This is a genomic window from Streptomyces sp. LUP47B (assembly GCF_001746295.1).
Lineage (GTDB): Bacteria > Actinomycetota > Actinomycetes > Streptomycetales > Streptomycetaceae > Streptomyces.
This window is the reverse complement of sequence record NZ_MJAH01000035.1, coordinates 12942-38929: the sequence shown is the minus strand read 5'-3', so window position 1 is coordinate 38929 and position 25988 is coordinate 12942. Positions and strand designations below refer to the sequence as shown.

The following is a 25988-nucleotide window of genomic DNA, read 5'->3' as shown; positions in this document are numbered from 1 at the left end:
GGGGCGGTTCGACATTGCGACTGCGTGAAGGACTGGTGGATCGGTGAGCGTTGTCATCGTCAAGCGCCCGCCGCGGGTTTACCCGCCGGAGGTGCCGAGTGAGGAGGTCAAGCTCGAGTCCCCTCCCGAACTCCCTCGTACCGAGGACGACAGCCTCCTGATGAACCTGCTGCCCATGCTGGGCATGGGTTCGTCGGCGGCGTTCTTCTTCATGCCCGGCGCCCAGGGCTTCATGAAGATCATGGGCGGCCTCATGATGGTCTCCACGGTCGCCATGCTGGTCGCCCAGATCGTGCGGGCCCGGAAGGGACCGTCCGGTCAGATGGCCGAGGCCCGGCGCGACTACCTCAAGTACCTGGCGCAGAAGCGCCGTGAGGTGCGGCGCACGGTGCACAAGCAGCGCGACGCCCAGTACTACCTGCACCCGGCGCCGGAGCAGTTGTGGGCGCTGGTCGCGGAGGGGTCGCGGCTGTGGGAGCGGCGTGCCATGGACCCGGACTTCGTCCAGGTCCGGATCGGCCTGGGCCCGCAGCAGTTGGCGACGCCGCTGGTCGCGCCCGACACCGCGCCGGTGGACGAGCTGGAGCCGCTGACCGCGCACGCGATGCAGCAGTTCATCGCGAGCTACGGCACGCTCGGTGAACTCCCGCTGGCCATCGGGCTGCGCTCCTTCTACCACGTGACGATCTCCGGGGACGCGGAGACGGTCTACGGCCAGACCCGGTCGGTCGTCGGTCAACTGGCCTCGCTGCACTCGCCCGAGGACGTGGTGATCGCGGTCGTGGCCTCGCCGGGCGCGGCGGTGGACTGGGAGTGGACCAAGTGGCTGCCGCACATGCAGCACAAGGAGTCCGACGGCGCCGGCAGCCGCCGTCTGCTCTGCTTCGACCTCGGCGAGCTGGAGGAGATGATCGCCCACCAGCTGGAGGGCCGCCCCCGCTGGAGCCGGGACGGCTCGCCGGTGCTCGACCAGCCGCACGTGGTCGTCGTACTGGATGGCGGCGGTGTCCCCGCCGACTCGGTGCTCGCCTCCGCGGAGGGCCTGCAGGGCGTGACCATCGTCGAGGTGGTGCCCGGTGAACTCGACGAGGCGCGTGGCTCGTTGTCGGTGCGGGTGTGGCCCGACGCCATGGAGCTGGAGGCGGGCACGGGTGTCTTCACCGGTGTCCCCGACGTGCTGTCGCAGGCCCAGGCGGAGTCACTGGGCCGCCAGTTGGCGCCCCTGCGGCTCGGTGCCGCCGACGCGGACGAACCGCTGCTGGCCAACCTGGACTTCACCGACCTGATGCAGATCGGTGACGCGGCGAGCGTGGACGTCTCGCGCACCTGGCGGCCGCGCACCCTGCACGAGCGGCTGCGGGTGCCGATCGGTCTCGGCGAGAGCGGCGATCCGGTCATGCTGGACCTCAAGGAGGCCTCACAGGAGGGCATGGGCCCGCACGGCCTGTGCGTCGGCGCCACCGGTTCCGGAAAGTCGGAGCTGCTGCGCACCCTGGTCCTGGGCCTCGCGGTGACGCACTCGTCGGAGACGCTCAACTTCGTCCTCGCGGACTTCAAGGGCGGTGCCACCTTCACCGGCATGGGCAACATGCCGCACGTCTCCGCGGTCATCACCAACCTGGCCGACGAGCTCACCCTCGTGGACCGGATGCGTGACTCCATCACCGGTGAACTGACCCGCCGCCAGGAACTCCTGCGGCAGGCCGGCAACTACGCCAACATCACCGACTACGAGAAGGCCCGCGCCGCCGGTGCCGCGCTCGACCCGCTGCCCTCGCTCGTCCTGATCATCGACGAGTTCAGCGAACTGCTCGCCGCCAAGCCCGACTTCATCGAGATGTTCATCCAGATCGGCCGTATCGGCCGTTCACTGGGTGTGCACATGCTGCTCGCCTCGCAGCGCCTCGAGGAGGGCAAGCTGCGCGGCCTGGACACCTTCCTGTCGTACCGCATCGGTCTGCGCACCTTCTCCGCGGCCGAGTCCCGTACGGCGATCGGTGTGCCCGACGCCTATCACCTGCCGAACGTCCCCGGTGCGGGCATCCTCAAGTACGACACCGAGACGATGGTGCAGTTCAAGGCCGCCTACGTCTCGGGTACCTACCGGCCGAACGGGCCGATGGCCCAGGGCGGCGGCCGGATCGACCGCTCCCCCGTGCTGTTCACCGCCGCGCCGGTGCCGGTGCGCATCCTCGCCGAGCCGGAGCCGGAGACCCGGAGCAACCAGGTCGACGACGCGCTCGCCGACACCGTCCTCGACGTCATCGTCAGCCGCCTGGACGGTCAGGGCCCGCCCGCGCACCAGGTGTGGCTGCCGCCGCTGGACGAGCCGTTCAGCCTCGACCAGGTGCTGCCGGCCCTCGGCATCAGCGCGGAGCGCGGTCTGCACGCCGAGGGCTATCACGCCCAGAGCAAGCTGATCGTCCCGGTCGGCCTGGTCGACAAGCCCTTCGAGCAGCGCCGTGACGTGATGTACGCGGACCTGTCGGGGTCGGCCGGTCACGCGCTGATCGTGGGTGGCCCGCAGTCCGGCAAGTCGACGCTCGTGCGCACGATGGTCACGTCGTTCGCGCTCACCCACACCCCGGCCGAAGTGCAGTTCTACGCCCTCGACTTCGGTGGCGGCGGCATGCTCGCGCTGGAGAACCTGGCCCATATGGGCGGCGCCGCCTCCCGTCTGGACCAGGAGAAGGTCCGCCGTACGGTCGCGGAGGTGCACGGCATCCTCAACGCCCGTGAGGAGTTCTTCCGCTCCAAGAGCATCGACTCCATGGGCACGTTCCGAAACCGCCGGGCGCAGGGTCACTACCCCGACCAGCAGTGGGGCGACGTCTTCCTGATCATCGACGGCTGGGCGACGTTCAAGAACGACTACGAGATGCTCGACCCGGTCATCGCGGACATCGCGACCCGTGGTCTCGGCTTCGGTATCCACCTGATCATCACCGCGACCCGGTACACCGAGATGCGGCCCGCGCTGCGCGACCAGATCCTCAGCCGCCTCGAACTGCGGCTCGGTGACGCGATGGAGTCGGAGTTCGACCGCAAGCGGGCCGACAACGTGCCGATGGGCAAGCCCGGCCGTGGTCTGTCCCCGGACAAGCTGGACTACCTCGCCGCCACGCCCCGGATCGACGGGGCGACCGCGGTGGAGGACCTCGCCGACGGCATGGCGAACCTCGTCCAGAGCGTCAACAACGCCTGGCAGGGCCCGGTGGCACCGAAGGTGCGGATGCTGCCGACGATGCTGCACGCGTCCGAGCTGCCCGGCGGCGGCGACTTCGGCAGCCGCGGTATCGCGGTCGGTGTCGACGAGCTCACCCTCTCGCCGGTCTTCGTGGACTTCGAGACCGACCCGCTGTTCGTCATCTACGGCGAGAGCGAGTCCGGCAAGTCCTCGCTGCTGCGGTTCATCGCCAAGCAGGTCTCGGAGCGGTACGCGACCAACAAGGCGCTGTTCGTGGTCTCGGACTTCCGGCGCGCGCTGCTCGGCCAGGTTCCCGAGAGCCACATGTACAAGTACTGCGCCTCGGGTCCGCAGCTCCAGGAGGTCATGGAGTCGCTGGCCGGCTCGATGAGCCGCCGTATGCCGGGCCCGGACGTGACGCCGGACCAGCTGCGCAACCGCTCCTGGTACAACGAGCCGGACGCGTTCATCTTCATCGACGACTACGACCTCGTCGCCACGTCGATGGGTAACCCGATGTCGGTGCTCCTGGAGTACCTGCCGTTCGCGCGGGACCTGGGTCTGCGCATCATCCTGGCCCGCAGCACCTCCGGCGCCTCGCGCTCCTCCTTCGAGCCGGTCCTCACCCGGATCAAGGAGCTCGGCGCGCAGGGCATCGTGCTGTCCGGTGACCCCTCGGAGGGCCCGGTGTTCAACAACATCAAGGCCGCCCCGATGCCTCCGGGCCGTGGCCAGTTCATCTCACGCCGGACGAGCGGCCAGCTCGTCCAGACGGGATACCTGCCGGAGAGCTGAGCCGGCTCGGGTGGAGGGGCGGCCGCGTCTGCGGGCCGCCCCTCTTTGTTTGTGTGCGCCCGGATTCCCGAGTCCGCGGTCGAGGCGTCCGTGCGCGCGGTCTTCGGCTGACCTCGATGGAGCGAAACGCAGTGGACGTTCCCCTGACGAAAACGGCTTACGAGGACCCGGCCACCCGGCGGGCCTGGCGCCGCACGGCCGCGTTCCGGCTCAGTGCCTTCCTCCTCTCACTCGGGTCCTTCGTGGCCTGGCTGTACGCGGTGCTCCTGACGCCCGTGTGGACTCTCTGGGTCCTTTTCCCGGCCCTGTTCGTGCTGATCTACCTGGCCATGCTGAACACGGCGAGGGTCCTGGGCATCCGGTCGCTGCGCCGGGTCCTGCGGGTCTATCCATGGCAGTCGGTCCCCGGGGCCGCCTCGCTCGCGAAGAACGGCACCACCAGGTTCTCCTTCGCGGATCCCGAGCGCCCGGACAAGACCGTCTCCCTCGGTTACGGCAGCTTCCTGGGCAGCGGATACACCTTCTGGGTCCGCAGGGTCAGGTCGGGCGAGGTCGGCGAGGTCTGGTTCGCGGGCGACCCGCGTTTCCTGGGCGTCGTCGCCGTACCAGGACCGCGACGGCTGTTCGGAGTCGATCAGCGTACGGCCGTGGACGACCGGATGTCGGCCCGCAGACGCGGCGTCAACGCCGAGGCGCGGGAGCGGGCCAAGGCGGCGGGGGCGCGGGTCGGTTGAGGGGCTGAGCGGTTGCGGATACGGCGGTGGCGGCGCCSGGGGRGGGTGCCGCCACCGCCGTATGCGTGCTGTGTGTCAGAGCCGTGTGTCCAGGAGCTTGCGCAGGGGTGGCGAGAGCTCGTGCACGGGTGCTCCCGCGGCCTGGGACCTGGTCAGTTCGTCGAGGTAACGGAGGGCCTCGCCGGACAGTTCCTTCTGGCGTCTGCCGAGGCGGTGCCCGGCCAGCCAGGTCCAGATACCGAGGGCGATGAGCAGTACGGCCGCGTACGCTGCGGGCAGGTCCTTGACCACGGCGTAGCCCACGCCGACGGCTCCCGCGACGACGAGGATCCCGCCCGCCTCGTCGTGCCAGCCTCCCTGGTCGGCGATCCGCTCGTACTCCTCGACCTCGGCCGGCTTGGGCGGCGGGGCCACCGGGGTGGCTCGCACGCCGGTGGCCTGCGCCCCGGCCGGCGCGGCGTACGACGGCAGCGGGGCCACGTCCAGTGCCGCGCCGCCTCGGCCGGTCAGCCACGCGGGCACGTAGGTCACGGGCGCGCCGTGCGCCAGCGCCGCCGCGAGGACGTGGCGGTACCCCTCCAGGAAGGGGTGGCGGAGCTTGCGCCTGCCCTGGAGGTTGACCTGGACGAAAGCGGCGAGCGCCAGGACCAGCACGGCGGCCGGGGGTGCCACGGCGACCACCATGTCGTCCGGCTTGCGGGAGGCCGCCCACACCAGCCAGACGATCCCGACGACGGTCGCCAGGGAGCCGACCCAGACGAGCCCTCCGCGCGCGACCCGGCGCAGGGAGGCCTCATGTTCGGCGAGGGTCCGTCCGACCGTCTCGTCGTCGAAGTAGTCGTAGCCGTAGGTGCTGCCGAAGTCCCTTACGGCGGCGGCGAGTCGGGGGTCCGCGGACAGCGCGTGGGCGCCGATCGGCAGAAGGTGGCCGGTGTTCTCGTTCATGCTGGAACCACCCCCGCTATCCGAACACGGAGTCGCCCGGACCGCGCACCGTGCGGGTGCACGGGGCGACGACCTCGACGACGAGCCTCTGCCGGCCGTGGAGCAACGTGACGTTGACACGGTGGCCCGAGCCGCTGTCCGCGGCCAAGGACACGCTCTCCCCGGGTGTCCCCGCCAGCTTGAGCCAGCCCTGACTCTGGAAGGTCGCGTCCAACCGGTCGACAGCGGCGGTGAGCTGCTCCTCCGGGACGCCGTCGATCTGCCAGCGATGGCGGGCCGTGCACACCGTCGTCAGGCCCTTGGACCAGCAGTCGGCGCAGGTCACCGAGGACACCGCATTGCCCTCGTCCATCCTGCCCCGCACGCCGAGGCCGTCCAGGACGCGGCTGGAGAAGGAGTAGAGCTCCTGGACCATGGCCGGATCGGGCGTCACGTCCGGGACCGGCTGGGCCTGGGAGAGAGCAGCCTCCATCTCGGCCTGCTCCTCCGTCGCCCAGTCCAGGGTCCGGACGATCGTCGCGAAGAGCTCCGAGTAGAAGTCCCAGTCCTCCATGCAGGGCGTGGAGAGCTCGAACGCCAGCAGGTCCGCGTCGTTGGGCAGCGGGATGTAGACCTGGATCTGTCCGCGCGGCACCTCCAGGGGCTCGCCGGTGGGAGAGGCCTCGGCGGCGAGGGTGAAGGGGGCCTGGCCGATGCGTACGACGGCCCGGGCGTCGCCCTTGCCGGAGGGCAGGGTGCTGATCCGGACGTCGTCGTCGGGGTAGGCCCGCTGGAGGCCGGTGAGGGCCTCCGAGAGCACGTCCTCGGCGGTGATGTCGTGCAGCGGCATGCGGTAGACGGCGACGGTGGCGGTGCTGGGGCGGCCGTCGAAGTCCAGGTTGCAGAAGCCCGCGTACACCGCTCCGGCGTCCCGCAGGTCGTCGAGGATGCCGGCGTAGGTGACGAACATACGCAGCCGGTCCTCGTCCGTGCCGCCCGGCAGGACCTCTTGGACCGTCGCGTAGAGCTGCTCGCCCGCCTCGTCGACGTCGTCCGTCCCGAGGGGGAGTTCATGGAAGAACGGCGGGACCACCCATCCCACGTGGAGCCCTGGCTTCTCCGCCTCCGTGGCCGGGGCGGCGTTGGTGAGTTCGGTCATGATGCTCAGGCCGCCAGGGTCTGGTGGAACTTGTCACCCGAAGCGGGCCACGGCATCGTCGTGACCTCGGGGGTGGGCCGGGGCTGACCGGTGGCCGGGGCCGGCTGGGTCGAGACCGCGGGCCGGCCGCTGCCGCCGTCGTCCCCGCCGGAGATCAGGTGGCCGATGCCGAAGCCGGTGGAGAAGCCCTTGACGCCGCCGGTGATGAGCGACGGGTCGACGGCCTTGCCGAACTTGCCGAGTCCCCAGTTAATGACCTTCGTGCTCATGGGGTTCTTGATCTGGTTCATCATGGTCCTGGCGCCGGAGGCGATCGCCCCGGCTTCCCGCGCTCCGGTGAAGAGCGCCTTGCCTCCGGAGAACAGTGCCTTGCCCGCGCCACCGACACCGGGGATCACACCGAGCGCGTCGAGGCCGACCTTCCACATCGGCGCGCCGCCCATCCAGTGTCCGGCCATCGCCGCGCCGGCGAACGCCACCGAACCCGCGCCCAGGATGGCCGAGGCGACCTGACCGCCGACCGGAATGACGTTGACGACGATGGCGGCGGCGGCGAGCGCGGCGGAGATCGTGGAGAACAGGTCGGCGTTGTCGATCAGGAAGTTCTTGAAGCCGTCCCAGGCGCCCTTCAGACCGTCCGTGATCTTGTCCCAGATGCTGATGTCCGGCGGCCGGTTGTTCGCGGCCTCACGGATGGCCTTCTCGGCCTTGGATGCCTGCTCTTCCCAGTACTTGCGCAGCGCCTCGGCGTTCTGGATGAGGAGCTTGAGGTCGGTCGCGGCGTCCTGGGCTGCCCGCGTGGCGGAGTCGGCCTCTTCCGAGAGGGCCTTGGCCTGCTGTTCGGTGAGCTGCTGGAACTGTGCGCCCTCGATCTTGACGTTGACCTTGTCGACGTCGGCGTTCTTCTGGTCGAGCCGCTTGCGGGCCTCGACCGCGCGCTCCTCAAGGTTCCTGGCCTGGCGCTGCATGGTCTCGAGCTCGTCGTGCCAACCCTTGAGCGCCCTGGAGCAGGCGTTCATCGACTCGTGGCCCTGCTGAAGGTACTTGGGCAGTTCGCCGACCTTGTCCTGGAACTTCTTGGCGGCCTCGCCGTCCCAGATGCCGTCCGTCTTGCCGATGCCCACCAGCATCTCGCGCATCTCGTCGAGTTCGTCGCCGACCGTCTTCACGTCGTAGGCCAGTGACTCGATCGTGTGCAGGTCGCCCTTGGCCGGGTTGAACGTCAGTCCTGGCCAGCTGGGATCGTCGAACATTCCCATCGTCTTCTCCCCGTTGTGTGCGTATGCGTGTGCGCGTGCGAGCTGTCGGAGCGGTGGTGCGGGCTACTTCTGACTGAAGCCCTTCTGCAAATCCTGGTCCGTCGTCCGGTACGCCTCGAGCGTCTTCTGCAGTCCCTCGTGGAGCTGCTTGGCGCCGTCGGCGATCCGCTTGATGCCGTCGCCCCAGTCGTCCTGGAAGTCGTCGCAGGCGTTGTCGAGACCGTCCGTGCCCAGACCCTTGGGACCGACCTTGTTGAGCCGCTCCTGGGCGCCCCGCATGCGGTCGTCCACCTGGTCGAGCCTGTTGATCAGGGTCTTCATACGATCGACATCGATCTGGAAGTCCGCCATCGCCGTGTGCCTCCCCGTAGCGTGGTCAGTGATCGCCGGTCAGACTATCGGAGCAGCAACTTCCGGCCTACCTGGCGGTGTTCGCTGTCGCCAATTTGTGGCATGCGCATGCTATGCACGGTCCCACACGTGCAGGACGGCCTGCGCGTATGCCAGCCGGTGGTCCAGTCGGGAGGACGCGAGACGGTACTTACGGCCCGTCTGGTACTCGATGACGGTTTCCGGCCCACCCGGCTGACGCCACCGCGTCCACGTCGGCGGCTCCATCTCCCAGGCGGCTTCCTTCTTCGCCTCGTCCTTCTCACCGAGGAGCAGCCAGATCGCTCCCTGAGCGGCCATGACCGCCCAGCACACGAAGTACAGGGGGGAGATCAGCACGAACACCGTCCACGCCTTGCGGGTCCCGACCTCGGCGGCCAGCGGTTCGCCGCCCTGAGCGGGCTGCACGCTCCAGTGCACGCGGCGCGGCCAGGGCAGAGTGCGCCCGCCGCGCCGGGTGATCCGGCCGATAGGGACGCCGTCACCGCCGTAGACCTCGTAGACGCCCTCGCCGACGGACCGCACCGAGCTGAGCGGTTCGCCGTTCGGGCCGCTCACCGTGAACGGGGGCCGCGCCTGGCGCCCGCCCTTGGGGGCGTCCTGGGGGACGTGGACGTACGCGAGCGGTTCGCCGTTGGTGCCGGGGCCGGCCTGCCGGATGGTGACGGTCTGCTCCCCCGGCTTGACCTTGTCGTACTTGTGCAGCCGCTTGTTGGGGACCGCGATGACGGTCTCCACCGGAGCGGCGGCCTGCCCGTACGGGTTCGGGGTCTGCGGTGGGTACTGCGGCTGCCCCGGTTGCTGGGCCTGCGAGGCCCATTCCTGGCTGCTGTGGTTCATGGCCGCCCAACTGTCGATGAGGTTGACGATGACGGTCGACAGACTCTCAAAAGTGGGTCGGCGATGTCGCGGGGCGGTCGGTGTCGACCGGCCCGGATGCGACTCGTACACAGAACGTCCACGAGATTTCCTCGTTCGCTTCCAGACCCGGGTCGGGGCGCCGGAAGCCCGTGCTGGAGCAGTCGCCCGAGTTCGGCAAGGACGCCGGGCTCCTCGGCCTTCACGGACGCGGCGCACCAGAGGACGCGGGTGGCTCCTCCCGGCCCCCCGCGCCTCTGATCCCGCACCCGACTCGCGCCCGCCCCTCAGACCGGTCGCGGCAGACCTACCCGCGAGCGTTGAAGCGGGCCTGCCACAAGTCGCGGAGCAGCGCGATCTCCGCCATGTGGTGGATGAGTTCCAGGTTGGACCCCCACAGCACGGAGATGTACGGCTCGTCGGGCGCGGAGCCGTACGGGTACTGGGAGAAGCCGATCGTGTCGAGCTGTTCCTCGGTGACCCGGCCGACGGCTTCGCGCCAGCGGTCGAGCAGGGACCAGAGGCGTTCCTGGGCCAGGGCCGCGGAGGGGGTGAAGTCGACCAACTGGTGAGGATCCGTGCGGCGTTCGCCGAAGGTCCACTCCCACTCGCCCGCGAAACAGGAGTGCAGATGCCCCAGTCGCCAGGCGATGGTCGTGACCGGGGAGATGTCGGGCTGCACCGGGCCGGTGTGGGCGAGGACCTCCTCGACCCGTTCGACGCTCACGCTCCAGTCCTCGGCGATCTTGGCGACGCTCATGCCGTCGGCGGCCTGGCGGGCGACCTCGGTGTACTCGCCCGAGGGGATGTCCGGGGCGCCCTTGTCGAGGACCCACTCGCCGGGACCGTACGCCCGGGGCGTCACCGCCTCGTTCCGGCGCCGGATCGACCAGCAGTCGGGGACCGGCTCCCAGAGGTACTCCTCGTCGCCGAGCCCTTCGAGCCGTATCTGCGCCCGCTCCCTGACGCAGTCGAACTGGTCGAGCAGTACGCCCAGTCGGTCGGTCCGTATGCGTCCCGTCTCCATGCCCGGCTCCCCTCAGGTCCCGTCCAGGCGGAGGCTAACGGCCTGTCCGCGGAGGGCGCGACGGATTTACGTGCCCCCGGGTTCCGTTCGGAAAGGTATGCGCCAACTGAGCCTCGGTTCAGGTCATGTGACGCCGGGTGAACTTGTCCTCATGATCCGATCAAAGTTACGTTTTCCCAACTAACTTTCGAACGGGGGTCCTTGTGGGTGTAGTCCTGCCGAGCGAGCTGGATGCGGCCCTGGACCTGATAGGCATCAGTTGGCCCAACGTCGACGAGGACGACTACCGCGACATGGCCCAGGCCATGCGGGAGTTCGCCGACGACATCGAGGACGGTGCCGCGGACGCGCACCAGGCGATCACCGACCTGATCGGCGGCAACGAGGGCCTCGCGATCCAGGCGTTGGAGAAGCACTGGGACCTCGTCAAGGGCAAGCATCTGACCAACCTCTCCGAAGCGGGCCGAGTGGCGGCGACCGCACTGGACGCGGTCGCCGTGCTGATCGAGGGCGCGAAGATCGCGGCGATCGCCCAACTCGGCATCCTCGCAGCGGAGATCGTGGCCGCCATCGCGGCTGCCCCGGTCACCCTGGGCCTGTCGACGCTGGGCGGTATCGCCGGTACGCAGGCCACCCGGATCGCGGTGAAACGCATCTTCCAGGAGGTCTGCGAGGAGATCGCCTCGCGGATCATCGAGGTCGCCACGGGTCCGATATTCCAGGCTCTCGGCGCGATGGCGGGTGACCTGGTCCTGCAACTGGGCGGCAACGCCCTGGGGATGCAGAACGGCGTCGATCTCGGTCAGACCGCGAAAGCGGGCCGGGAGGGCCTGGACGACGGCGTCGACAGCCTGAAGTCGGGCGGGGGCATGCAACTGGCCAGCGCCGGCGGGGGCACGGGCGGTTCGATGCAGCTGGCCGGCGCGGGCGGGGACAGCGGGTCGAGCAGCGGTGGCGGTGGCGGTGGCGGTCAGTTCAGCATGGACCTGGAGTCGTACGACCGCGCGAGCAACGGGCTCAAGAGCGCGGGCGGCAAGATCCGCGACGGTGCCGGCAGCAAGCTGACCCGCGCGAAGTCCTCACACGGCCGTGCCCGTGGCAAGGATGCGCTCACCAATCTCCTCGACCCCATGGTCGACGAGCTCATGGAAGGCATCGGAAAGGGTGTCAAGCGCTCCGCGTCCCACCTCGACGAGAGCATGACCAGCGGCCTGAGCAAGATGGCCAAGCGTCACAAGGCCAACGACGACGACATCGCGACCCAGCTCCAGGGCATCACCAAGTCGCCGGGACGCGACATCCCCGTCTACCACCTCGACGACAAGGGCAAGGTCACCCGCATCACCTCGGCGGGGCACCACGACCTCACCGACGACGACCGCACCCGCCTGACCTCGTTGAACCTCCAGGGCGACAGCGTCCCCGAACGCAAGGCGGGCAAGTACCCACTGCCCAAGGGCAAGCGGGAGAGCAAACCCTCCCAGCAGGTAGCCTTCGGTAGCACTGATCTCTCGCAGGCCACCAAGACGGCCCGGCAGGCCAACGGTGACTACGGAAGGACGTCGAAGGGGAAGTTCTCCAGCCGGAACTACGCCGCGGGCCGGTACGGAAAGCCTGGCGCGGATGACGAGTTCATCATCGTCGGCCGCAGCAAATGGCCTGCCTCGCATTCGGAGCGCCAGGTGGGCATACCGTTCCTCAACGCCGGGACCAAGGACGGGTTGACCGAGMTCTACACCGAACGAGAACCGTGCACGACCGGAAAGGGCGCTCAGAACTGCAGCGCCTGGATGTCGGAGTACCTCCCGAAGGACGTCCGCGTCTCCCATACCGTCGAATACGGCGACACACCGGATTCGAAGCAGAAGGGCAACGACGCGATGGAGAAGTACCTGAACGGCATGAACCCGAAGAAGAGGTAGTAACAGCACATGCCCCCGCTCGTCGACCACGCGATGATGGAGTCGGTCTTTCCCGCCGAGGAGATCGAGACGTGGGAGGAGGAGAAACTCCCCGCCGGGCTGCACGCCTCGGCCCGTATGGTCCTGACCGAGGTCGGACTTCCGCATGACCGCAGCTCCTTCTTCCTCCTGGACGGCGCGCTCTTCGAGGGCGAGGACACCCCGGCCGCGTTCCGCCGTTGCGCGGAGCTGGACCACTTCTCCGCGTACGAGGACATGCCCAAGGGCTGGGAGAACTGGCTCGTCATCGGTGAGATCTTCTACGACGTCGTCGTCCTCGATCCCGAGTCCGGAATGGTGTATTGCCTGCCGGACGGCGAGTACCGGGCCCTCCCGCTCAACCGCGACCTCGTTTCTTTCGCTTATTTCACCTATCTGCTCCAGGTAGAGCGCCCGAACTACGACTTCTCGGTGTCCGAGGACGTCGAGGATTCGGAGGCCGTGGCGATCTCTCTGCGGGAACGGATGATCCAGGCAGATCCGCTTCCATTCGAAGGCGTAGAGCCTGCTTGGTCGGAAGAATTCGACTGGGATGACGACGACGCTCCCCGTCTGCCCCCGTGGGATGCTGTGCTCTCGAACGTGTACGAGTCCATCGACTAGGCGGAACCATCCATGACTGCCCTCACAGGCGACGTCCGGCGTTTCGATCCGGAGGAGCGCACCACCTTCTCCGCGGCGGCGGTGGCGAGCATCCGGCACGAGCCGAGTGCGGACTTTCTTCGGAATGTCGGCATTCCGGCCAGCCCGAATCCTTGGTTCGACCTCGTGGACGGCTCTCCGGAACAGGTCAGAACGCTCGGCGACGCCTACGAAGAGCTCCGTGAGCAGTGGACGGACCTGCCCGAAGGCGCCGAGGGCTGGCTTCTGCTGGGAATGGTGCCCTATGACGACATCGCCCTGGACGGGGTCTCCGGAACCGTGTACTGCCTCCCGGGCGACGCATCCGAGACCTATCCGCTGAACAAAGATCTCCCCTCCTTCGCCCACTTTCTCCATCTGTTGGAGAAGGAGCGTGCGAACTACGACTTCGAATCGGGAGTCGAGAATATCGACCCGAAGAGTGCGGCGGCTCGCCTCACCGAGCCGATGCGGGAAATCGACCCGGCCGCTCTTGACGTGACCGATTCCCGCTGGCACGACATCCTGGAGTATGTCGCCGAACCCGAGGCGAGGTAATGGCGATGAATGACAGCGATATTCGGCGCATCGGAGAGATCACCCTCCCCTTGGCCGTCGGTCCGTATTTCGCGACAGCCGCGTCCGACCCCGTTCCGCTGCAGGAGTTCGCCCTGTCCGTCGGGCGTACGGTCGTGCTGGAGGAGTGCCGGGAGTGGGCGCGGTTCGGGTCGGACCGCGGGTTCGAAATCTGTGCCGATCAGGAGGGCGTCGTACGCGCCGTGCTTCTCGACTGGACCGAGGAGTCGCGGTTCGTGAACGCGACTCCGGAGGTCTTCGTCCAGTCGCTCGCCGCACTCGACCAGGCCCTCGCCGTGATCCTCGGCACCGAGGTGCCGCAGGAGGCCGCCGCCGCGTACGCGGAGTTGGAGCAGCGGTTGCGGACCCTCGACCCGCGGGCGTTCGAGGGGCGGGAGCACTGGTGGCCCCTCGTCCTCGACGACATCCGGGACACCGCGAGCGCGGAGTGGTTCACCGCCTTCGAGTTGGTCAACGACCAGGGCGAGAAGCAGATCGTCACGCAGGCCGGTGACATCGGCGTGCACCCGGAGGAGCGGCTGTGGGCCCGGTTGCGGGCCGCAGGTGTGCAGCCGGAGCAAGTGCTGCGGATCCACACCGAGTTGGAGGCCTGCTTCATGCCGGGGCACTACTGCTCGCTGTGGCTCGGGCAGGTTTTCCCCGAGGCGCAGTTGACCCACAACTTCCCTTACGGGGAGACGGCGGAGTCTCGCGCGGAGGGCATCCGGCAGCTGCGCGAGGCGGCCGCCGAGCAGCCGCAGTAGAGCGAAGAGGGGACCCAGCACACCATGACTGTCGGTGCCGTCACATTGGACATCGCCTCCTGGCCGCCGCTGGACGAGGAAAAACGGGTCTTCGGACAGCGGTTGCTCGACTGGGCAGCGGACGACGCCGGAGTCGGGCCTCAGTTGTTTCTGGTGCGGGGGGCCGAGGGCAGCGGCAAGAGCCATCTGCTGGCCTGGTTCCTGGCCGGGGCGGCCGGGCACCCGCGAACAACCGTCCACGCCACTGTCCCGGCGGCAGGGCTGACGGCCGAGACCTTCGCCTGGAGCCTGGGGCGGCAGCTCGGTTACGGCCCACTCTCCCCGGCGCGTCTGCTGGATCGGGTGAGCCAGGACGAGCGACCGCTGCTGATCCTCGTACCCGATCTGCACCGGGCCGGGGCGGGCCCCGCGGATCTGCCGTCGGCGGCACCGGAGACCTTGGTTGCCGAGCTGCTGGAGCCGTTGCTGGCCCTGCCTCATCTGCGCGCGGCCGTTGAGGTCGGGACGTCGGGGCTGCTGGCCGCGCACGGCGCCGAGGCCGTCGAGATCGTCGACCTGGGCGAGGGCGGTGATGACGGCAGCGGCAACGGACAGGCCTCGTACGCCCAGCTCGTCGCCGCGGTCCCGCGCACGGCCGACGGCCGCCCCGACTGGTCTCAGGCCCCTGACATGGTGCTCCGGCGCGTCCTCGACGCGGCGCTGGGCACCGACGATCCCGGCGGCCAAGGAGCCGCCGTTCGCGGGCTGTTGGCCGACCCCGGGTTCCTGGTGCACGGCTCCGCCACCGCGCTCACCGCCGTCCTCACCGACGAGCGCATCCCGGTGCCAGGCCGGCTGCGCGAGGTGTGGAGGCGTGCCGCACCGGAACTGACGGCGTATCACACCGACAGCGCCGAACGGGCCGCCCTGCTGCACGCCGCCGCGGTCGACACGGACCCGGACCTCACCGAGTACCTGCGACCGCTCGCCCACCAGCACTGGTGGTCCGCGGTCTGGGCCCGGCGGGCCCTCCGCGTGAGCGCGGTGGCTCTGGTGCCGGGCGTGGAGCGAGGACTGCTGGCCTCGGACCCGACGGGGCGGCTGCGGACGTACGACGTGGGGAGCGGTGCGGCGCTCGGCGGGACCGCATCGCCGTCCGTCGGCGCGTCCGACGAGGCCGCAGCGCCCTCCGTCCACCCCGCCTTCGTACGACCGCGCTCGGTCGCCCCTCGTGACGCCCGCTCGGCGCTGCTGCTCGACCGGTCCGACGCGCTGCTGCCCCTCGTGACCGAGGACGACCCGACCGCCGCGTTCGCGCTCGAGCGCATCGCCGAGCACCACGGTTCGGCCGCGCTCGCCGGGGAGGAGTCGGTGGTCACCGCGCTCGGCAGCGGCGGCACCCGGAGTCCGTACGCGGTCGTCGGCGACCGGGGCGGCACGGTGCACGTGTGGTCTCTGGGCGAGTACCAGGACGTCCCGCGCTCCTGCCGTGTGCACGAACAGCCGGTCACGGCCGTCACCTGCGTCGACACCGCCGACGGGCTGACGCTCACCTTCAGTGCCGGGGCGGACGGCACGGTACGGCTGTGGGAGGCCTCGGCCGAGCCGATGCCGGTGCCGGTGCAGCAGCGCCGGTACCGGACCACCGCGCTCGCCGCCGCGGACACCTCCGCCGGTCCGGTGCTCGCCGTGGCCTGGAGCGACGGCGAACTGCATCTGTGGCATGTGTTCAGCGGCCGGGTGCGTGTGCTGCCCTGGCTCCAGGTCTGCGACGCCCTTGCGCTGACCTCCGAGGGCCTGCTCGTCATCGGGGACCCCGAGGGACTGAATGCCGTACGACTGCGGCTGGACGTGCTCTGGGAGCAGTGAGGCGCCCTGCCGGCCGGCCGAAGGGGCTGTGCCGCGGCCACGGCCGTCTTCGGTCCGCGGGACGGCGTCGGGCTGTGGAGGAGATCCCGGCGGCCGCCACTAGCGTGGCCAGTTCCAGGAACTCCTCCTCCGCCTCGATGATTTCGGTGGACGGGGACATCACCACGGCCGCGAGTTCACACGGCCACCCGGTGAGCCCCAACTCACCACCAGTGGCCCTTTCCGCGTGGATCACCATCTCTGTCCGCCGGGATGAGCGAGAGACCGGGGCGGCATCGACCGGAACCGACGTACTTGAGGGTGCCCCAACGACGTCTCGGACCCGGCCCCGACAGCGCACTCCGGACTCCCTGGAGCACTGACGTCTCTCAACCCGCCGCATTCCCGTCGCCGAGGTCCATCCGCGCCACGGCCTGGACGGTGATACCAGCTAGGGGCGCCAGTACACCCGCCGCAGCCGTCCACAGTCGCCAAGCCCCGCCGTCCGGGACGAGCAGCATGGCGGTCAGACAACCGAGCGCCACCGCGAGTCCCCCGAGGACCGGGACGGACGCGGTGACCAGCCAGCCGGCGCCGAGGTCCAGGAGGTGGGTCCGGCGCTCGGGGTCAGGGTGCGGCGGGTCCATGACGCCCGTCTCCTCGACCTCTTCGGCCACTCGGACCGGTACCACGCCCGGCAACTGCCAGCCGTCGTCGCCGACGAGTTCGGCGACGACATCCCGGCCTCGACGTTGCCGTGGATGCCAGAGCAGCCAGCCCTGCGCACCGGTCAGGGCGGCCCCTGCGTCTTCGCCGGCCATCTGGGAGTGGAAGGGAACCTGCCGGCCACGGCCCTCCAGCAGCAGACATCGCAGTGTGCGGGTGTTCTCCCGCCGCTTCTTCTCGTCGGCCGCCTCCGGGCTGCCGGGCGGGGGCGCGTCGATGTGCTCGCCGGTTCCGGTGACGGTGACCCGCAGCGCCTTCCAGTCGGGGCCGACGGTGCGCCTGGGGCGGCGCAGGCTCTCGTTCTTCCACCAGTAGCCGAGCGGACCGAGGGTGACCAGGGCCCAAAAGCCACCGATCGTCCACGAGTCCCCGAACTGTACGGCCCTCCCGGCCAGTTGGCGCTCCACGTCCTCACGTTGATCGTCACCGATGGCGCCCAGTTCGGGCCGGTCGGGGACGTAGGCCACGTAGAGCTCACTGCCGACTTTCCGACGGAAGTTCGTGGTCGCTTCGAATCTCGCAGGCACACCCTCGCCTGGCCGTGAAGGAAGCAGAACTGTGAAGTCCGCTGTGGCATCAGCAGTGCTGTGACGACTGTCGGCAACCTGATTCTCAATCTTCGCGATGGGAAGCTGCTCGATCACCGCACCGGCCTCTGCCAGTACGGCACTCGTGCCGGTTCCGCGCGCATCGACGACGGCAAGCGTCACCCAGAGTGCCAACATCGCCGGAACGGCGACCATCACGCCGGCGAAGCGGGCCGACAGCCAGCGCGTGCCGCCCAGCGACAACGGCACGGTGCCCAGCCCGCAGTCAGGCGTGATCGAAGCGATCCGCACACCCCACCGGTAGGTCTCGCGGCGGGACGGGCCGCCCCCGCACATCACCGCCACGCCCAGGATCACCACACAGGCGGCCAACAGCACCAACGAGCACCACGAGACAACCGCGCGCACCTGCGTGGTTCCCAGGAAGAGCCACGCGGCGGTCAAGGCCGCGAGGGCGAGCGGTGCAGCTGCGGCAACGAATCTCCCGCAACGGACGAAAAGACGAAGACCGAGGACCTCGGCTGCTCCGTTCGCGTCCTTGTCCATGGTCCATTCACTGCTCACCCGAACGCTCCGTACCTCTGTGGGTCGGGCCGTCCCCGCAGGGCGCCGGCGTCGTCTCCCGCGTCCCTTTTTGCGTCTGCGACCGCGCCGGGTCTGTCCTTTCCGTCTTCGGCGTTGGGGTTGCCGTTCACCACCCCGTCGACGTCCTTGGAGATGTTGCCTCCTGCTCCCAGTCCGAAGCTGATGGGAGCGTTGGTGGCCGCATCCCCTACGAGTTGGTGTGCCACTGAGAGCGTCCGCCCATCCGTGGCTCGGTGGACGGCAGCGCTTCCGGCGCCCCCCGTCAGCCCTCCGGCCACGGCTCCGAGGGCCATCTGAGAGGCATCGAACCGATCCCCGCTGTGAAGGTTGTTCACGGTGTCACCGACAACGGACGAGGCGGCCCCTACCGCGGCACCGTCGGCGGCGGTCGCCCACGCACCTCCACCCAGCCGCTGAGCCAGCAAACCAGCCCCGAACTTCCCGCCCAGCGCCCCTACCACTCCATTGACTGCGTTGTTGGCGAGCTCGGCATCCTTGCCCATGGCCAGGTTGGTAGCGATCCCCGTGCCAGTCCCCGCACCCCACTGCACACCCAGCTCGACTGCCAGCCGCCACCGCCCGCTGACCCTCACCAGCCCCCGAACCTGCCGAAACAAACGAGCGGCAGCGCCGAGCAACCGCCCCAGCTTCGACGCGGCATCCGCAGCCTGCGCCGCCAGCCGTACGGCATTGGCGGCTCCGGCCGCCGCGGAGAAGCCGACCGTGACGAAGGAAAGCGCGACGGACGCCGCGATCGAGACACCGATCTCGAGGTAGATCTGATGGATCTCGTTATTGATCTCCTCGATATTGTCGGCAGCCTCCTCAAGTCCTCTCGCCGCCTGCTCGAAAAGCGGCACGGCCTCCTCGACCGCTCGCCCGACCTTCTCCCAATACTCTTGGAAGGCCTCGGCGGATTCCCCCCGCCAATGCGCACCGAGAACGCCCCGCACCCTCCTGTCGAGCCCGCTGTATGCCTCCTCCAGCTCCTCCCCCATCGTCCGCCACCCCTTGGCCGCGGCCCGCAAAACATCAGGACGGCCACCGGGATTCACCACTTCGATCCCGGCTTCGTACACCTTCTCGGCGAGGCTCTCCTCACTCACGTCTTCCCACCCTTGAACAGCCCGGCGAGAGTCTCGTCCGACGTTTCGGAATTCTTCGCGTTGCCCTTGAGAGCCTGGCTCACCTCTTCGAAGTGCCGAGCCAGATTCCCCAACGATTCGGCCATCCCCGCCGCCAAGTCGACATAGGCCGACGTGACCTCTTCGGACTCCGTCAGAAACCCGAAACCGTCATGAATCTGCTCCGCCCCCGTGGCCCGCTCAAACACCCTGACCGCACTTGCCAGGTCATACGCCCGCGTATCGAACGCCCCTGCCAGCTTGGCCAGTCCCTGCGGATCTAAAGAGAAGTCACCAGACATGCGCCGCTCCGTACACTCATCCCTCGACGACCTTGGACGTGTACTTCCGCAACCTCACGCCGACCGAAGAGTCACGTACAGGCACACGATGGAGGGACGGCGTCAACTGCTTGCCGGGTGCCACCACTTCTTCCGGATCCGCGGTGTGAACCATCGACCTCGAAAACAGCTACCACCCGCTGACCCGGCCTCACCCGGAGACAGCGTCGTCAGGACCTGACCGGGACGGAGCAGCCGTGGGCCTTCGCCGAGCGCTCGGCGAAGGCACTCAGGGCGGCTCGCTCATAGGCGAGTTCGGACGAACTCACAGTTTCGTCGGCCTCAAGGGTGAACAGGGCTTGGCCGTCGGAGCACTTGGCCGTCGTCCAGCCGGTCCGGTCGCCGCGTCGGCGATCGTGCGCGGGAGTGCCGGAGTACGGCACATCCTCCCCGTCGTACTCCTGGTTGTCGGCGAACTCCTCCTGCGCGTAAGGGCCGAACCTGGCCACCAGGACGAGGCGCATGCCGAGGTCAGTATCCGCCAGTCGGCACACTTCGTACGGCGCTCCCCCGCGCTCGGTCTCAGTGGCAACCGACACGCTCTGACCGGGGTTGATGCCGGAACAGGTCCCGTCCGCCGTGCCGAGCGGCCGGTACTCGGTCTCGTTCACCGGCAGGCCGAGACTTCGTACGGGCTGTCCGAGTCGGGCACCGCAGCGGCGTGCCTTCGACGCCTTCGCCGCGGTGGACGTGGCGATCCTGGCGAACTCCGGTCGGTTCGCCGGGTCGTCCAGGGTCTTGTCGAGCGTGGTCTCGACGGTGACGGACAGGCCTTTGGTACGGCCGGCCTCGGCGCACCCGAGGACCAGGCTCACAGTGACGTCCTCGGCCTCGTCCGTGTCGAAGGGGTCCACGACGTGTTTCGGCCTCGCCCCGAATAGCCCTGTCCAGCCCTGTCCCACCGGCACGGAGAGTGCCGCCTCTCCGGGCGACCCCGTGTAGAGGGAGTCCAGGCGGTCCTCCCCCACGTGGGCGGTGTCGAGGACTCGGACGTCCGCGCTGCCGCCACCGTCCATCTGCACCTCACACCGCACCAGGCCTATGTCGGCCCGTTCAGTGTTCTCGACATCTACCGCTCCCGGACCGAGGACGTCACGCACCACGTCCCGGTCGAGCAGGCCGTCGCAGGCGCTGTCAAGCGCCGACTCGTCCTTCCAGCGCTGGAAATCCCCGTGTAAGAACAGGAATCCGGCGACGGCGACGGCCGCGGCGGCCAGAGCGGCCACCACCCGGAGGACGATCCGTCTCACTGCCATCCCTCCGCCTCTCCCAGCACCTCGCTGTCGTGGCACCGCTGTTGTCGGGGCCAGCCCTGGGGATCGGTGAGATAGGCGTCCATGAGCTCGCGGGCGTTGTGCGAGTAGGTGGCCCGCTGCGCTTCGCTGAGCGTGCGCTCGTCAGTACTGCCGGTTTTCATGGTCACCGTGACACGGTGGTAGGTGCTGCCCGCGGCGCACGTCGACCTGGCCCACAGGGCGAGTTCGGTCCTCTCGCCCTCACTGATGACCCTCGTACGGCGCCCTTTCTGGAAGCCGTAACTGTCGCCCGTGTAGTCGTACTGCTCGACGGCCGACCGGCCCAGTTCTCCGGCCCAACTCGCGGCCGAGACATCGGTGACCGCGTCCGGCGGCATCGGATCGGTCTCCGTCCAGTCCTTACGGTCCAGGATGGTGGCCGTGCAGACGTTCAGCAGCCGGGACTTCTGAAGGTCGCCGACAGCGGTCCAGTTCCCCGGGAAGCCGGTGCGCCTGCCCAGCCCACGGCACTTCTTCGCACCCAGTCCCGGCTCGTCGACGCGTACGGTCCTGATGTTGCTGCCGTCAGGATCCGCGGTGACGTCGGCCTCGTAGGTGTCGATGATCCGCGTGGGCTCCATGAGCGGGGAACCCCCACACTTCTGTCTGCCGGTGATGCCGTTCGCGACATGAACGGCGGTACGGATCCCCATGAGGTCCCGGCCCTGCTTCCCCTTGCCGGGTACGGGCAGGTCGACATCGGCGGTGACATACATCTGCGACACCTCGCGCACCTGACGGGCGAGCCCGTCGGCACACTCGGCGACGATCCACGCAGGCCCGTCCACACCCGCTCTGCCCGTGACGCCGGGCACCTCGTACGACTCCTTCTCGGCGCCCGCCATGATGTCCTCGACCTTCACCGTCATCGGCATCGGCGACACGAGCGCGGCAGCCCGCACCCGGACCGACCCGTGCCCCGGCCAGGTCACGGCGCAGTTCACGAGCGAACGGCTCTCCTCGCCGGGCTCCAGCACGGTGCCGTACTGGCTCACCTCGCCCTCGACCTCGTCGGGTACGAGACTCCTCAGTTCGTCATACGGCAGCAGTCCGCCGCAAGCACTCTTCAACTGCGCCCTGTTGGTCGCCGTATGTCCGCCGCCGGGCCCCTGGGCGAGGAAGAGACCGACCACCCCGCCGACGAACAACACGAGCGGCAACCCGATGAGCAGCGGCTTGCCCGGCCGCCAAGACCTCTGGACCACTGAAATCCCCCGTAGTGCCTGTGATTCAACGTCCGTGCTTCAAGAGGGCAGGGCCGCTGGTGCCGCGCACCCGTGGCGGGCCGCCGACTGCTCCGCGAAGTGCTCCAGGTCCGCGCGCTCCTCTTTCGTGAGCGGAACCGAGGTGAACTTCCGGTCGCTGCCCTCGACCGGCGAAGCGTGGTAGTAACCGATGCCCAGGGCGCCCTGGCAGGTGGCTGCCGTCCAGGCCGTGGACCTGTCGACCCCCGAGGGGGTGTCGTGGCCGCCGTACTTGCCGTTGACGACCGCGTCTGAGGCGTCGCTGAACGGGCCGTACGCGGAGACGAGTCGCAGGCTGCCGACAAGGATGCACTCCTCCACCGGGGACTTCGCCGCGGCGGTCTCCCGCACGGTCTGCGCGGAGGTCATGCCCTTGCAGGTCCCGGTGGCTGTGCCGGCCGGCATCGTGCGGGCGGTGGCCTCGGGGGCGGCGAGCTTGCCCGTGTTTCCTGATTCCGTCTGGCAGTCCGTCTTTTCCGCCGCGCGCTGTGCCGTGCCGGTGGCGGCTCGAGCGAGCTTGAGACGTATGGACTCGGTGGCCTCGGCGTCGTACGGCGAATCGGCCGTCACAAGGATTCCGCTGCCCTCTTTCGGCGACCAGTTCTTGCAGCTGAGGAGCACCGACGCGGTTGCCTCCTCGTTCTTGGTGACCATGAGCCCCTGCCAGCCGCCGTTCAGAGGTACCGGGGAAGTCTTCTCATCGTCCTGGTAGGCGCCGTACGCGTTCTGGGCACCGGCCGTGGTCTCGATGGCGATCTCGATGCCGTCGACCGTGCATCGCGTTGCCAGGCCAGCGGGCTCCTTCACATCGCCCGACACGTCGAACTGCCGAGTGGAGACGTCGAATCCCGGACCGAGCAGGGAGAGCTTCGACTTCCCCGCCAGGTCCAGCACCGAGTCGACTGCGAGCATCCCACTGCAGGCCCGTGCGGTCTTGGCAGCCGGGTACTGGAGCTGAAATCCGTAGTACCCGGCCCCCAGGACGGCCAGCGTCACCACGGAGCCGATCAGCCGACGTCTCCCTTTTCCTCGGAACAGAGCCCGAGAGTCCCACTTCATCCGACGTGATCCCTGTCTGCGTGACGAACGACCGAACCTGCATCTACCGCGTGCGACCGCCGGGCCGCCTCGGGCTTCTCGGGTCAGCCCTGGCCCGTGCCCCTCTTGTCCTGGCCGTAACCATCCAGGTTGCTCTCGGCCGACTGGAAGCCCTGTTCGACCTCGTTGGCCAGGATGTTGTTGTAGTCGGCGACGTCACCCTTGCCCTGGGCCGCCGCCGAGTTCTGGTAGGCGTCCTGGAGCACCGCCGTGGTGGAGTGCTTCGAGTTCTCCCAGTCCGCGCCGCTGGAGTACACCGTGTCACCCAGGGTGTCCCGCTCGGACCCCTGGACGATCTGGTTGATGAGATCTCCGGTGACCGTGGTGGCGATGCCGCCCACTCCGGCGCCGACGGCGGGCGTGGCGATGAAGGAAGTGCCGACGCCGATGCCGGTGCCCACGATGCCCGCCGCGTATCCGCCCGCCCGCCCCATGGCGTCGTTGTACGACTTGTCGGCCTCCACACCGGTGCCGATGTCCGACTCCCGTCGGCCGATCGCGATGCTGCCCTGGACCTCGCCGGAGGACCTGGCGATCTCTCTGAGCGCAGTGTCCGTGGACCCCTTGAAAGCGTCCGGGTGCTGGAGGTGGTAGTCGATGAGATTCGACGTGTACGCGCTCTCGCCGAGGTTGACCGCGGCGTAGCCGTCCGGGTCCTTCCCGACGGTCATCAGGAAGCGGGAAGTGTCCCGCTCGTCGAACACTGCTCGTGTGCCCGAGAGCGGATAGAACTCGCCCTTGTTGTCGGACTGGTCGTTCGTCAGGGACTGGTGGATGTCCGGCATGTATTCACCAGCCATGCGCCCCAGACTGTCCTGCATCCCGTCGTGGGCCAGTCCGTCGTCCTTGGAGACGTCGTGCACGACCTTCTCCATGAGAGCGGCCTGCTGCTCGTTGTGCGCTGGGGTGTCCGCCGAGGGACTGCTGTCGTACGAGTGTCCCGTCACAGCGGATTCCAGGGCGTGACCGAGGTTGTTGTAGCCGTTGGGGTTCTTGTCGTCACCGGTGTAGCCCGCGCCCTCGGGCCAGTGCCTGTCCTTCATCAAGTAGTCGTAGTGGTCGACCTTTTCGCCGTTGACCGAGGTCTCAGAACCGAAGAACTCCGTGGAGGCTTCCGGGTTGTGGCCCAGGGCGTCCATGTACCCCGCCATCGGGTCGAGCGCCCCGATGTTGGTCGTGCCCAGCGTCCGCGGATATCCCCAGTACGCGTCCGGGTTCTGCCCGGCGTTGGCGCCGTTCTTCTCCGCGGTGATCAGCGCGTCGCCGTAACCCTGGAGGAAGTCCTTGTCCCACTTGCCCTCGCTCATCAGGCTGCTGGTGAGCTGGTAGCCGGTGAGGCCGTACGGCGACTCGGTGGGGTTGGCGTTGAAGTCGCGCTGGCCCGCCTTGAGCAGGTCGTTCTGGAACTTGGTGATCTCCGGGTCGGGACCGCCCTTCCGGTGGTCGTCCGACGTGGTCGCCGTTCCGATGGTGGTGCCCAGGTTCGCCTTGAGCTCCTTGAGTTGGGCCAATTGCGCCTTGGAGAGCGTGGTGCCGGCCGGCGGGCTCATGAGCTCGTTGTACTTGCTCAGCATGTTCTCGCCACCGGTCTTGACCGCGAAGTCCCTCGAGAACTCGGGGTCGTTCTTGTTGGCGGAGAGGAGCAGGTTGAGCTTGGTGATCTCGGCGTCGGAGAGCCGGCCCTTCTTGTTCATCAGGGCGGCAGCCTGGTCGGCCTCGACGGAGTCGAGGGTGGTGTAGACGCTGGTGTTGAAAGACTGGCTGTCGCCGTTGGCGTCGCGTTCCAGAGCCGAACTGGCGGCCTCGTCCGCGGCGGTGGCCACTTCCAGGACCCGCGTCAGCCGGGAGACGAGCGAGTCCAGCTTCTTCTTGCGCTCCTCGGCAAGACCAGGCGAGGCGGAAGCGGTCGGGCTGTCCTGCCGCGGGTCAACGTCCTCGACGCGCCCGTCGTCGTAGACCTTGTAGTGGTCGTTGCGGGCCTCGTCGAGCAGTGCGTGCAACTGCTTCTGGGACGCGGTGAATTCGCCGTGCGCGTCCAGCAACAACTTGGCGATGCGCTCCGCCTCGGTGGCGGCGTTCTCGTACTCCGTACGGGCCTTGCCCATGGTGACGAAGGCGGAGTCGGCCGCGTCACCCTCCCAGTGACCCTTGAGGTGGTTGATGACCCGCTGCTCGAACTCCCGCTGCAACGCGTCGTACTTGGCCGGCAACGCTTTCCACGACGCGGCGGCGTCGGCCAGCGGGCCGAGGTCGGCCTTGTCGAGGTAGGGAATGGACACCATGTGCGGCTGCTCCTTGTGAGGGGGTTCAGGTCCGGCTCGATGGGCTCACCCGGGCGCGGTGCTGCGACGGCGACCTGGGCGGCCGGGCTCACCCGAAGGGTGTGCTGATCGCGCGCTGCCTGGCCTGTTCCTCCTGCTCGGTGCTGGTGTAGTGGCCGGAGGTGGTGTGGAGCTTGTCGCTGATGTCCTGGAGCAGGCTCTTGAGGTTGAGGACCTGCGAGCCCCAGCGGACGTCCATGGTCACCAGGGAGCCGGCGGTGGCCCAGGAGCCCGCCTCGGCCATGCCCCCGGCGCTGTGCTTGTTCAGCCCCCTGGAGGCGCTCAGGCAGTCGTCGTCGGCGCCGTTGTCGACGTTCTCGGTGTCACCGCGCAGTTCGACGAGGGCGTTGGCGGCCTCGTCGAGGCGCTGGGTGTCGACGTTGGTGCCGCCACCGCCACCGCCCTCTGCGGGCACGGAGTTCAGCCGCGTCCGAGTGGATCCGCTGTGCTGCGGTGCATCGAAGGGAGTACTCATCCCTTGTCCCATCCCCGTTGTAAAAGTGGTGGACATGCCCGGTTCGTTCACACGACCACGGATTTCGCTGCGCCCGTACGACGTGAGGTGCCCACTCCGGCCGAGCCTCGCGCCCGGCGACCTAGGCAAGGACATGCCAATCAGCAGGC

21 protein-coding genes are annotated in these 25988 nt (G+C 68.7%); 7 read left to right on the top strand and 14 right to left on the bottom strand.

The genetic code is table 11. The features are described from left to right. Nucleotides 1-43: 43 nt before the first annotated feature. Nucleotides 44-3982, top strand: a complete 3939-nt coding sequence (eccCa, locus tag BFN33_RS48220) for a type VII secretion protein EccCa (RefSeq protein ID WP_069766573.1) — start codon at nucleotides 44-46, stop codon at nucleotides 3980-3982. Nucleotides 3983-4113: 131 nt separating this feature from the next. Next, nucleotides 4114-4716, top strand: a complete 603-nt coding sequence (locus BFN33_RS48215; protein ID WP_069766572.1) for a hypothetical protein — start codon at nucleotides 4114-4116, stop codon at nucleotides 4714-4716. Between the two features lie 75 nt (nucleotides 4717-4791). Here BFN33_RS48215 and BFN33_RS48210 read toward each other — a convergent pair whose 3' ends face one another. The 6 genes from BFN33_RS48210 to BFN33_RS48185 form a co-directional block, all read right to left on the bottom strand. Further along, complete coding sequence (locus BFN33_RS48210) at nucleotides 4792-5661, bottom strand: hypothetical protein (RefSeq protein WP_069766571.1); 870 nt, start codon at nucleotides 5659-5661, stop codon at nucleotides 4792-4794. 16 nt (nucleotides 5662-5677) lie between these two features. After that, the gene (locus BFN33_RS48205; RefSeq protein WP_069766570.1) at nucleotides 5678-6799 is read right to left on the bottom strand and encodes a hypothetical protein; all 1122 of its coding nucleotides are present in this window, start codon (nucleotides 6797-6799) and stop codon (nucleotides 5678-5680) included. 5 nt (nucleotides 6800-6804) lie between these two features. Continuing rightward, the gene (locus BFN33_RS48200) at nucleotides 6805-8058 is read right to left on the bottom strand and encodes a putative T7SS-secreted protein (protein ID WP_069766569.1); all 1254 of its coding nucleotides are present in this window, start codon (nucleotides 8056-8058) and stop codon (nucleotides 6805-6807) included. 63 nt (nucleotides 8059-8121) lie between these two features. Further along, nucleotides 8122-8409, bottom strand: coding sequence for a hypothetical protein (locus BFN33_RS48195; RefSeq protein WP_069766568.1), 288 nt, complete (start codon nucleotides 8407-8409; stop codon nucleotides 8122-8124). Nucleotides 8410-8520: 111 nt separating this feature from the next. Beyond that, nucleotides 8521-9288 carry a hypothetical protein gene (locus tag BFN33_RS48190; protein WP_069766588.1) on the bottom strand — a complete coding sequence of 256 codons (768 nt, stop codon included), beginning with the start codon at nucleotides 9286-9288 and terminating at the stop codon, nucleotides 8521-8523. A 325-nt stretch (nucleotides 9289-9613) separates the two neighbouring features. Next, nucleotides 9614-10333, bottom strand: a complete 720-nt coding sequence (locus BFN33_RS48185; protein ID WP_069766567.1) for a DinB family protein — start codon at nucleotides 10331-10333, stop codon at nucleotides 9614-9616. A 203-nt stretch (nucleotides 10334-10536) separates the two neighbouring features. On the opposite strand from BFN33_RS48185, the gene BFN33_RS48180 reads away from it, so the two are divergent. Genes BFN33_RS48180 through BFN33_RS48160 form a run of 5 tightly spaced genes read left to right on the top strand, consistent with a single transcriptional unit; the run spans nucleotide 10537 to nucleotide 16103 of the window. Then, the gene (locus tag BFN33_RS48180) at nucleotides 10537-12255 is read left to right on the top strand and encodes a nucleic acid/nucleotide deaminase domain-containing protein (RefSeq protein ID WP_069766566.1); all 1719 of its coding nucleotides are present in this window, start codon (nucleotides 10537-10539) and stop codon (nucleotides 12253-12255) included. 9 nt (nucleotides 12256-12264) lie between these two features. Further along, nucleotides 12265-12897 (top strand): SUKH-4 family immunity protein, encoded by a 633-nt coding sequence (locus BFN33_RS48175; protein WP_069766565.1) that lies wholly within the window; start codon nucleotides 12265-12267, stop codon nucleotides 12895-12897. Nucleotides 12898-12909: 12 nt separating this feature from the next. Further along, nucleotides 12910-13473: an SUKH-4 family immunity protein gene (locus BFN33_RS48170; protein ID WP_079141434.1), complete on the top strand. Its 564-nt coding sequence runs from the start codon at nucleotides 12910-12912 to the stop codon at nucleotides 13471-13473. A 5-nt stretch (nucleotides 13474-13478) separates the two neighbouring features. Next, the gene (locus BFN33_RS48165; RefSeq protein ID WP_176742662.1) at nucleotides 13479-14255 is read left to right on the top strand and encodes a nucleic acid/nucleotide deaminase domain-containing protein; all 777 of its coding nucleotides are present in this window, start codon (nucleotides 13479-13481) and stop codon (nucleotides 14253-14255) included. Nucleotides 14256-14279: 24 nt separating this feature from the next. Next, a complete protein-coding gene (locus BFN33_RS48160; protein ID WP_069766563.1) occupies nucleotides 14280-16103 on the top strand; it encodes a hypothetical protein in 1824 nt (607 codons plus the stop codon). Nucleotides 16104-16471: 368 nt separating this feature from the next. Here BFN33_RS48160 and BFN33_RS48155 read toward each other — a convergent pair whose 3' ends face one another. From BFN33_RS48155 to BFN33_RS48120, 8 genes are all read right to left on the bottom strand, one after another. After that, nucleotides 16472-17920 carry a hypothetical protein gene (locus BFN33_RS48155; RefSeq protein WP_069766562.1) on the bottom strand — a complete coding sequence of 483 codons (1449 nt, stop codon included), beginning with the start codon at nucleotides 17918-17920 and terminating at the stop codon, nucleotides 16472-16474. Then, the gene (locus BFN33_RS48150; RefSeq protein ID WP_069766561.1) at nucleotides 17917-19047 is read right to left on the bottom strand and encodes a WXG100 family type VII secretion target; all 1131 of its coding nucleotides are present in this window, start codon (nucleotides 19045-19047) and stop codon (nucleotides 17917-17919) included. The genes BFN33_RS48155 and BFN33_RS48150 overlap by 4 nt, the downstream gene beginning before the upstream one ends. Further along, the gene (locus BFN33_RS48145; protein ID WP_069766560.1) at nucleotides 19044-19367 is read right to left on the bottom strand and encodes a hypothetical protein; all 324 of its coding nucleotides are present in this window, start codon (nucleotides 19365-19367) and stop codon (nucleotides 19044-19046) included. The genes BFN33_RS48150 and BFN33_RS48145 overlap by 4 nt, the downstream gene beginning before the upstream one ends. 209 nt (nucleotides 19368-19576) lie before the next feature. Continuing rightward, nucleotides 19577-20662, bottom strand: coding sequence for a hypothetical protein (locus BFN33_RS48140; protein ID WP_141758087.1), 1086 nt, complete (start codon nucleotides 20660-20662; stop codon nucleotides 19577-19579). Next, nucleotides 20653-21906 (bottom strand): hypothetical protein, encoded by a 1254-nt coding sequence (locus tag BFN33_RS48135; RefSeq protein ID WP_069766558.1) that lies wholly within the window; start codon nucleotides 21904-21906, stop codon nucleotides 20653-20655. The genes BFN33_RS48140 and BFN33_RS48135 overlap by 10 nt, the downstream gene beginning before the upstream one ends. Nucleotides 21907-21945: 39 nt before the next feature. After that, nucleotides 21946-23004 carry a hypothetical protein gene (locus BFN33_RS48130; protein WP_069766557.1) on the bottom strand — a complete coding sequence of 353 codons (1059 nt, stop codon included), beginning with the start codon at nucleotides 23002-23004 and terminating at the stop codon, nucleotides 21946-21948. Between the two features lie 83 nt (nucleotides 23005-23087). Continuing rightward, nucleotides 23088-25325 (bottom strand): hypothetical protein, encoded by a 2238-nt coding sequence (locus BFN33_RS48125; RefSeq protein ID WP_069766556.1) that lies wholly within the window; start codon nucleotides 25323-25325, stop codon nucleotides 23088-23090. 88 nt (nucleotides 25326-25413) lie between these two features. Then, entirely contained in the window at nucleotides 25414-25839 is a 426-nt protein-coding gene (locus BFN33_RS48120) for a hypothetical protein (protein ID WP_256123096.1), read from the bottom strand. Nucleotides 25840-25988 lie beyond the last annotated feature (149 nt).

Coding starts and splice junctions, on each gene's coding strand:
- BFN33_RS48125 (WP_069766556.1), bottom strand. CDS start 25,325: ATGGTGTCCATTCCCTACCTCGACAAGGCCGACCTCGGCCCGCTGGCC.
- BFN33_RS48190 (WP_069766588.1), bottom strand. CDS start 9,288: ATGAACCACAGCAGCCAGGAATGGGCCTCGCAGGCCCAGCAACCGGGG.
- BFN33_RS48185 (WP_069766567.1), bottom strand. CDS start 10,333: ATGGAGACGGGACGCATACGGACCGACCGACTGGGCGTACTGCTCGAC.
- BFN33_RS48175 (WP_069766565.1), top strand. CDS start 12,265: ATGCCCCCGCTCGTCGACCACGCGATGATGGAGTCGGTCTTTCCCGCC.
- BFN33_RS48200 (WP_069766569.1), bottom strand. CDS start 8,058: ATGGGAATGTTCGACGATCCCAGCTGGCCAGGACTGACGTTCAACCCG.
- BFN33_RS48160 (WP_069766563.1), top strand. CDS start 14,280: ATGACTGTCGGTGCCGTCACATTGGACATCGCCTCCTGGCCGCCGCTG.
- BFN33_RS48210 (WP_069766571.1), bottom strand. CDS start 5,661: ATGAACGAGAACACCGGCCACCTTCTGCCGATCGGCGCCCACGCGCTG.
- BFN33_RS48130 (WP_069766557.1), bottom strand. CDS start 23,004: ATGAAGTGGGACTCTCGGGCTCTGTTCCGAGGAAAAGGGAGACGTCGG.
- BFN33_RS48140 (WP_141758087.1), bottom strand. CDS start 20,662: ATGGCAGTGAGACGGATCGTCCTCCGGGTGGTGGCCGCTCTGGCCGCC.
- BFN33_RS48170 (WP_079141434.1), top strand. CDS start 12,910: ATGACTGCCCTCACAGGCGACGTCCGGCGTTTCGATCCGGAGGAGCGC.
- BFN33_RS48120 (WP_256123096.1), bottom strand. CDS start 25,839: ATGAGTACTCCCTTCGATGCACCGCAGCACAGCGGATCCACTCGGACG.
- BFN33_RS48145 (WP_069766560.1), bottom strand. CDS start 19,367: ATGTCTGGTGACTTCTCTTTAGATCCGCAGGGACTGGCCAAGCTGGCA.
- BFN33_RS48165 (WP_176742662.1), top strand. CDS start 13,479: ATGAATGACAGCGATATTCGGCGCATCGGAGAGATCACCCTCCCCTTG.
- BFN33_RS48195 (WP_069766568.1), bottom strand. CDS start 8,409: ATGGCGGACTTCCAGATCGATGTCGATCGTATGAAGACCCTGATCAAC.
- BFN33_RS48205 (WP_069766570.1), bottom strand. CDS start 6,799: ATGACCGAACTCACCAACGCCGCCCCGGCCACGGAGGCGGAGAAGCCA.